The following is a 7,928-nucleotide window of genomic DNA, read 5'->3' on the forward strand; positions in this document are numbered from 1 at the left end:
GGTTTGATGCGGGATAATCGCCACATCCTTTTTGTATCAAATTTGGATGATCCAAGTGGGCGTAATTTTGAGCTTTACCAAATTGACACCAAAAATCCCGACAAAACCGAACGAATTACCATATTCGACGGTTTTGATGGCTTCCCGATGCCCTCCCCTGATGGGAAACATCTTGTGTTTTGTTCCAATAGAAACGGCTCCCATCCCCACGAAACGAATGTATTTATCGCAGATTGGAAATAATCCTTGAACGCGCCGGTAATTAAGTTTGCCGGCGCTTTCTATTTCGTGTTCCCCCGCACAGGAAAAAACTTTTTAAAACAGTCCAATCCGCTTGAAACCATAGGAATTGCGCTCTATCTTCCACTGAGCTATGGTATGACCTGCGGTGCTTTTTCGTAGGGAAGGGTTTGTAATGCTCCTTGCCGTGGACTCGTAGTTTTGTACTTCACTTTTTTACCAAAAGGCATCACAGTCTCCGCGTCGTTAGGCTGTGACCATTCATTCGATGTGTCAATGTTGAATTTTATCGGAGGTTATCGCATGCAAAGAACTCGCTTGTCAAGCAAGCTGTGGTTCGGCCTCACTGTTGCGTTATTGCTGTTTGCCGGTCTGGCTATGGCGGCTACGCAAAATGAGCTCGTTGCTGCAAAGGATGCGCAAGTGCGCGCCATTGCTGAACGAATGCTTCAGGGAGAGGCAGTATCACCAGCTGAAAAAGAGCGCGCGTACTCGATGTATCAATCGATGGTACGTGAACGCTCAACTGAACCCCCAACCATCGATTTAGTCGGTGGTCCGGACGAGTTTGGTTATCGATTCATGGACTCGCAAGAGACCAATGGTCCTGTGTTTAGTTGGATACCCGGTGGTGGAACAAATATCACTGGATTAACTGACGACAACAGTATGGGACCGTTTCCTATCGGGTTCAGTTTCTCATTTTACGGCAACACCTACACCGATTTTTATGTCGGCTCGAACGGTATGATCCAGTTCGGCGGCATATATAACTATTCCTACTCCCAGAATTTACCGCACACCAGCGACTCCGCTGGCGTATGGCTATGGGGCCGTGATATGCACTGTGGTTACGGCGGAACGACTGTAACCTATCAAAACCTCACCAATCCGTCGCGATTGGTTGTGACCTACGATTCGCTTGCCCAATATTCGGCAGCTACGAATCGCGTCAGTGTACAAGTCATTTTATATCAGACTGGCGAAGTATTAGTCCAATACGGCAATCAATCCGGTACTCCGGCGATTGTTACTGCTGGTATTCAAAACTATCAGGGATCGATTTATCTCCGGTATGTTAATGCCAGTGATTTTCTGCCACCATCCGGCCGTGCGGTCTTGTATTATCGCTTAGGTGCGGCTTCCAATCCCATCCCGGAAAGTGGAACTACCGGCGTTCCAACAAATACTTCTCTGAGTTGGACTGCTGGTCCCGGTGCCGTGAGTTATGACGTTCTGTTTGGAACAGTGAATCCCCCGGTTACGGTGGTTTCCTCGCAACAGACAACACTCACGTATACTCCGACGTTAGCGGCAAGTACTACTTATTATTGGCAGATCGTATCCCGTGGCGAAGGTGGCAACACCGTCAGTGGTCCCGCTTGGACATTCCAAACCGGCACCGGTATGTCGCCCAACGCTCCGAGCAATGGAACGATCAGCAATGCGACCACGACATCCTTACAAGTTAACTGGACTGATAACTCGAATAACGAAACCGGCTTCCCAATTCATCGCGCAGGGGTTGGCGGCGGTTATTCGTTACTCACGACCGCAGCCGCAAATGCGACTTCCTATGTCAATACCGGTTTAACGCCGGCTGACCGATTCTTCTATCGCATCTATGCCATGAATGGTGAAGGCACTTCGTTGCAGTACGCGTTGTGCAACGGTTGGACACTGCCGAATCCGGCAGGCATGCTCACACTCGGAATGGCAGGAGCCGGTCACACCACGATCCAAATCGTGTCGATTACCGACGATGGCAATTCAGCGAATGCAACCTACAAGATTTTTGAAACCACGACCCAGCAGTATGTACAGGCTGACGGTCTGTTAGGTGTAACACCGGCAGTCCGCGGTCGTGCTGCCTGGGCGGGAACTGTTGTCAGTGGTTTAGTTTCCGGTCAAAGCTATTCCTTCCGGGCGGTTGCCATGAATGGCGACGGTGCGGAAGCCAATGGCCCGATCAGTTCGATAACAACGAACAGTGTCCATGTTGGCGGTCCCGATGCGTTCGGTTATCGCTATAAGGACTCGGAAGCCGTCGGCGGGCCGGTATTCAACTGGATAACCCCCTCGCCGAATGCCACAACCGTGACCGGATGGAACAGCACCGACGACGGATTTGCTGGCCCATTTGATATCGGATTCACCTTTACGTGGTATGGCGTTCCTTATACCCAGTGGATGGCAGGTACCAACGGTCGTATCCAATTTGGCGCTGTTGGTAATGCTTCCAGTTACTGGATGGCTGGTCCATTTCCCGGGTTCCCGGGCGGTGTCTATTTCTGGAATTATGATATGTCAGTTTCCGGAACCACCGTACAGTATGAAACCTTAACCGGTCCCAATCGATTGGTTGTTACGTATACAAACTTGCGTTACTTAGGCGGTACGTTCGGTATCGACGCACAAGTGATTGTGTATCAGAGTGGTGAAGTGGTAACGCAGTTTGGTCCCCAAACTGGTACCCCGGCTTTCGCTTGGAGTGGCATTCAAAACGATCAGGGTTCGATTTATTTGAACTATCCGATGATGCCCACGCCAAGCCTCGCAATTAGTTATTCGTTGGGTTCGGCGCAAGTCACTGCGAATGTTCGCACAGTTGCCAACGCGCCGATATCCGGTGCCATTGTCCAGTTGTTGAATTCCACTGGCATCAATGCGGAAACTTTGTCGAATACACAGGGTGCGGTTGTTTTCTCAAGCGTACCGGCAGAACTATATCGTCTCCGTGCTTTCGCCACCGGCTATCAGGTCACAACCACCGATACATTTTCGGTGCATGACAACGACACGATCGCCCGTACGTTAACGATGCAAATCCAGACGGCGAACTTGAATCCGCCACAAAACCTGGTAGCGGTAACCGGCCAAGTCGCTTCGGTTCCGTTGCACTGGGCGCCGCCCGTAGCCGGCACCGGCACGGTCATTGGGTATCGCGTCTATCGCGTCTATGGCGATACGACGATGATTTCCTATAATCCGAGCGCAACCGATACCACGTTCATCGACGAAGGTTTGATGAATGGATATCGTTATCAGTACTTCGTAAAAGCAGTATATAACGAAGGCTTCTCCGGGATGTCGAATATCGCGTGGGCGTATCCGCGACCGGATAACACAATGCAGTTCGGTAATATGCGCGGTCGCATTACCAACAACGAAACCTTTGCGGGCGTTCGCGGCACCGTACGGTTTGTTGGATTGGCACGATCGGCTCAAACCGACACGTTGGGTTACTACTCGTTCATCAATGTTCCAGTTGGCGTTTATTCGGTGATTGCCACCGCTACTGGTTGGCAAAATGACACCGTTTCGGTGACCATTACGCAAGATGGCGAGTTAACCCAGAACTTTGTGTTAGAGTCTATCGGCAATGCACCGCCGCAGGAGTTACGCACAAACGGCAACTACGACGACCGCGTCCGTATTGCTTGGAATGCTCCCGGCGACAACGGTATTCCAACCGAATGGAACAAGGATACCGGCGTATTAACCAATGCATTTTACAATCCGGCAGGCGACATTTGGAATTGTACCCGATTTACCCCGGAAGGCAGTTGGTCGATCACTTCGATGATGTGCTACTTCCTCCATGAAGGCGATCCCTTCTGGCCGTGGCCGAATGCACAACTACAATTGATGGGCTATGGTATCTTCCTCGAAGATCCTCTCACCAATCTTCCACAATTGCCCCCAATCTGGGAAGCGATTTGCCCGATCGACACCGGCGGATGGCGCATTATGGAAGTTGAAATGGCACAGTATACCGGCAACTTCTATCTTGGCGTTCGTTCGACGACCCAAGGAACCCTCGGTACTGGTAATACTGATGGTATCGCAATGGACGCCCAAATCGATTACATGGGCGCGAATATGCGTCAAACGACCACTGGTTGGGAAATCACCGATTACGGCGGATGGGGCGACTACATGATGCGGGCAAACGGTTTCACCTATGGTGGCGCCGACAATGCACCGCGTCCAATCGTCTTCCGTCACGACAATGCTGAAGTCGATTATCCGAACATGACCGCAGCACCGGTTCCGGCTGCCAAGGTTGCATCTACGCTAACCTTAGGGGTTGGACATCGGAACGTGGGCGAGTTCGCCCCGCGTCAAGTTTTCTTATCGCTTGATTCACGTGGTGACGAACGCGAAAATCCACCGTCGGTCGATTGGTTGAACGGTTATCGCATTTACCGCAACAACGCTTTAGTTGCAACCGTCGACTCAATGACTCGTAACTACATGGATGTACGAACCAGTCAATTGGAAAACACTGACGCGATTTATCACGTCACCGCAACCTATACCACTGCTCCGACGGAATCAGCGCCATCCGCTCGCGACACCGTTCGCTTTAACATGCGTCCGGCTGCCCCGACCGATTTGACTGCCGCTTCCGATAGCGTTACACACATAATTCTTACATGGACTGCTCCGACGACCAATGCCGACGGTACACCGCTGGTTGACTTGGCAGGCTTCAACATCTACCGGAACGATTCGTTAGTTGGTACTGCCGGCGCGACAGCAACCACATATACCGATACGCCGCCCGAACTGCGGGTTGCTTATACGTATAAAGTGGCAGCACGCGACGAAGTGCCAAACGTATCCGACTTCTCGAATACAACAACCCGTTCGGTTCAGAACTATTGGTCGCCGACCGATTTCATCTGGTATCCGACCGATACATTTAACAACGGTCCGACCGGCGATGATTCATATCAGACTGTTGCGATTGGATTCCCCTTCACCTTCTATGGCAATACATTCACAAACGTTGTGATTTCGACGAATGGTTTCATTACGTTCGACAACACAACTTTTGCCCCATACTGGAGCCCGGGTATCCCGAACACTGCCGCCGCGAATAATCTCGTTTGTGCAGTGCAAGCAGACCTGTATGCGCAGAACGCAGGTCAGGTGAAGTATTACAACAGTGGCGGCCGCTTTATCTATTCCTGTGAAAACCTTCGCTTCTTGAATGGCGTCGATTCCGCGGGAAGTTTCCAAATAATTCTCGAGCCGTCGGGCGCTGTTATCATCAGCTACTTGCGCGCTCCTGTTGGTTCAACGAACCCGTTATCTTATGCCGCGGGCGTTGAAAATGGCGATGGTACCGTTGGTATCCAATTGTATTACAACGGTGCGTTAGCTCCGGGTTATGCCGGCGCAATGGACGGTACTGCGGTTGGGTTCTGGGCTGGTCCGCAAACGATGGGCACCGCGATTGGTCATGTGTATCGTCGTGGCGGTGCACCGGTGGAAGGCGCCAGCGTTAGCGTGTTTGGCAACTGGAATGCTACTACCGACGCCACTGGTCGTTGGGAGTTAGTGGTTCCGGCGCGCTCTTGGCCGCTTAATGTTTGGAAAGATTGTTTACTGCCGCGAATCGTTCATACCGATTCGATTCTGCCGAATGATACAACCTACTTTGTCGATACGTTGTATCAACCGCGCGCAGTCACCGATGTGACCTCCCTTGAGTTCCAGGTGCCGGCTGGCGAAACTCGTTCGCAAACAATCATTCTCTCGAATCCGGGTGACTACAGTCTCGAATTTGAAACCCGCATTCAATACAGCGTTGCCGACAACACAATGACCGTTCCGGCGGAAAATGTGAAACTCTGGCAGCGGGTAACTACCCCGGCAATTGCACGTAGTGCTTCTGCGAAGTCGGTTGCCGCCCCAGTGGAAATGCCGAATGGTGGTTTCCGTGCCGATCAAAAAGCGGAGTATCAAGCGTGGGAACGATCCCATACTGCGAATCCGCCGGCGATTGATATGACATGGGGTCCGGATGCATTTGGCTATAATGCATTGGATAACGTAGAAGGCAACTTCCCGGTGTGGTTAAGCTTCACTGATATTTCTACCATCGGTACACAGGTCATCGTCAATATGGACGACCAGATCATGGTATCTACGATGGACGGTTTCTCGTTCAATTATTACGGAACGGCTTACACCAGTATCGTGTTTAGCTCGAATGGATACATTCAGTTCGATGCAACCGGTTCCAACTTCTTAAGCGGAACAATTCCGAATGCGAACGTATTGGGTGTATGCGCCGCTTACTGGCGCGACCTCGTGACAACCGTTACGAAGTACTATGATGCAGCCAACAACCGTTTCATCATTCAATGGGACGGCCGCATCTTTGGTGGCAACGATCCGGTACAGTTCCAGATGCAGTTGCATGGCGTGAATGGTGCAATCGTAATCTTCTATAACACGATGTCCACTTCTACCGCAACCGCTGGCATCCAAAATGCTGACGGCACGAACAACAACTATATCGCCTGCTACAATACGGCAGCTCCGACAGCGGGTTGGTCGAATTATGGTCTTTCGTTCACCGGTCCCAATGGCAGCTGGCAACGATGGGCATTACTCGACCCGGCGAACGGTGTAGTTGCACCGAATACTTCCGCCGAAATCTTCTTACAGGTAACGATGCCCGATACAACGCCGGTTGGCGCGGTATTCTCTGCGCAGATCCACATTGAAACCAACGCTTGTTCGACTTTGGTGATTCCGTTCACCAGTACAGTCGTTTCGGCGCCGGGTGAAGTTGCTGGACTTCCGCATGAATACAAGTTGCATCAAAACTATCCGAACCCGTTCAATCCAACGACGGAAATCCGGTTCGATCTCAAGAACTCCGGTCTGGCGAAAATGACCATCTACAATATGCTTGGTCAGGAAGTCGGTACTTTGGTGAATGAGGTACTACCGGCTGGTTACCACACGGTGCGGTTCGACGCGAAGTCGTTAGCGGCTGGTGTCTACTTCTACCGGATCGAAAGCGGTAACTTCACGTCGATGAAGAAGATGGTGCTCGTGAAGTAATCCTGTAGGACAGACACTCTTGTCTGTCCAAAACAACCGTAGGTCGGACAGTCCTGTCCGACGAAACAATAGGTCAGACACTCTTGTCTGACCAGCGAAACCGGAGGGCGGGCAGCAATGTCCGCCCTTCTGTTATCATGCCCTCTGTGATTATGGATAACGCAATAGGTTTCTAAAATGTGTACTTTACTGTCGCAAGATTTGTAAGGAAGAAATATCGTGCGATTGAGTTGGTCAAAAAAAATCATTGCGGTAGTATGTTTGATGTGCGCAACACTTGGCTATGCACAACCGGCGGATACGGTTCGCGTTTGTGCATACAATGTGCTCAATTTTGGTGGATCGAGTAGTGCCGATTCTGTACGTTCGCTGCTGTTCCGGAAAACGATGCAGGCAATCGACGCTGATGTTTTTGTATTGGGCGAAATAACTGCCGCTCCGGCATTGCCCCGGATTCACAATCAAGCGCTCAACGTTTTTGGTATCACCGATTGGGAGTATGCGCCGTTTATTGATGGCTACGATACCGATGCTGGATTGTTCTACCGCAGCTCGCGGCTACAGTTTCTCGAACAGGATACCCTCTGCACCGAATTGCGTAACATCAACATCTACAAACTGAGACCAGTCGGACACGATTCCACTTCCAATTTCTATTTGTTCATGATGCATCTAAAAGCGTCGAGCGGCAGCACGAATGCAGCGCAACGGGCAAGGGAGGCAACAATTGTCCGTAATTATGCCAATGCATTGCCAGCGAATTCGTACTTCGTGTATTGCGGTGATATGAATTTGTATACGTCGTCGGAGGCGGCGTACAT

At 51.0% G+C, this 7,928-nt stretch carries 3 protein-coding genes; all 3 read left to right on the plus strand.

Features of this window, described 5'->3' with window-relative positions; all coding sequences use genetic code 11:
- The coding region (locus OEM52_11980; GenBank protein MDK9700856.1) for a hypothetical protein at positions 1-243 on the plus strand (243 nt) is incomplete at its 5' end.
- A gap of 300 nt (positions 244-543) precedes the next feature.
- Positions 544-7,107: a carboxypeptidase regulatory-like domain-containing protein gene (locus tag OEM52_11985; protein ID MDK9700857.1), complete on the plus strand. Its 6,564-nt coding sequence runs from the start codon at positions 544-546 to the stop codon at positions 7,105-7,107.
- Between the two features lie 219 nt (positions 7,108-7,326).
- Positions 7,327-7,928, plus strand: a 602-nt coding sequence (locus OEM52_11990; protein ID MDK9700858.1) for a hypothetical protein, incomplete at its 3' end; no start/stop codon positions are given.

The organism is bacterium (assembly GCA_030247525.1).
Classification (GTDB): domain Bacteria; phylum Electryoneota; class JAOADG01; order JAOADG01; family JAOADG01; genus JAOTSC01.